The sequence below is a fragment of the Limnofasciculus baicalensis BBK-W-15 genome (assembly GCF_024178385.1).
Classification (GTDB): Bacteria; Cyanobacteriota; Cyanobacteriia; order Cyanobacteriales; family Coleofasciculaceae; genus Limnofasciculus; species Limnofasciculus baicalensis.
Genome location: NZ_JAMZMM010000734.1, coordinates 1 through 1,182, shown reverse-complemented (window position 1 = coordinate 1,182; position 1,182 = coordinate 1). Strand labels below are relative to the sequence as shown.

Below are 1,182 nucleotides of genomic sequence, written 5' to 3'. Positions count from 1 at the left end.
CATTCATAGATTAGGAATTAACAAATTGAGGCGTTTGCCATTGCGATCGCAAATCACAATATCCCACTGACCATTTTCACTAGATTCATAAGCAATAGTATTGCCATCTGCACTAATAGTAGGATTACGAACTTCTGCTTGGATATTTTCTGTAATATTGCGCAACTGATTGATATCTCTATTATAGATATAAATACCGGAACGACCCTTTAATGTTGCCGCCAAGACAATAGTGCGACCATTTTGGGAAATAGATGGATGGGAGGCGATTGTATCAAGAGAATTGAGTCCAGGTAAATCGATTAAACGCTGTTCATTAGCATCAAACAGAAAAACATCCTGACTGCCATGGCGATCCGAGACAAAAACAATATAGCGCCCGTTGCTTTGAGGTGTTAGTTCTGAAAAAGGACTATTTAAACTACGCCCCCCGATATCAAAAGGAAAATCCACTAGGCGAGGGGAACCCGTACAACTAGTCAACCCACCCGCCAGTGCCATAGATATTGATAGTAATAGGGAACGTTTCACCACTTTCTTGGAAGTCAAAAGTCACGCATTCAAAATATTTCCAACTCCCCCTTCCCTGTTAGGGAAGGGGGTTGGGGGGTTAGGTTTTTTAAATTTAAAACTAAAAACGTCTAAGGAGGGAAAACAGGAGTACCATCAGGAATATCTAATTCAATATTAGAACCCCGGTCAAATACTTCCACATCCCATTGTCCGCGACGAGAAGTTTCAAACACGATATAGCGACCATCGGGACTAATACTAGGATGTCTAATCCAACCACGATAACCCATAGTTAGGACTTGGGGACGAGTAGTAACGCGATCGTAGAGTTCGATGGCTGGAGTGCCCATATCGCTGGCAATATAGGCAATGTAGCGACCAGTATAGCTAAGACTGGGATTTTCTGCGATCGCATTAGGTCGATTTAAGCGAGGCAAATCGATAAACCGTTGTTGTTGCAAGTCATACATAACAATTTGACGGCTACCATTGCGATCGGAAACAAAGGCAATAAATCGACCATTACCACTTAATCCTGGTTGCTCATCAGTGTAGCGACTATTGAGGGTAAGAGGTTGTCCTGGCAGATTTGATGGACTACACCCAACCACCAAACCCGTTAAGCTCAAAACTATGCTCAAATAAGAGAGTTTCCTCATAGATTAAAGG

General features: G+C 42.3%; 2 protein-coding genes. Both read right to left on the bottom strand.

Annotation, left to right across the window (positions count from 1 at the left end; all coding sequences use genetic code 11):
• Nucleotides 1–3 precede the first annotated feature (3 nt).
• On the bottom strand, nt 4–501 hold the full coding sequence (locus NJ959_RS29830) for a TolB family protein (RefSeq protein WP_254015382.1): 498 nt from the start codon (nt 499–501) through the stop codon (nt 4–6).
• Between the two features lie 140 nt (nt 502–641).
• Nucleotides 642–1,172 (bottom strand): TolB family protein, encoded by a 531-nt coding sequence (locus NJ959_RS29825; protein WP_373693745.1) that lies wholly within the window; start codon nt 1,170–1,172, stop codon nt 642–644.
• Nucleotides 1,173–1,182: the final 10 nt, after the last annotated feature.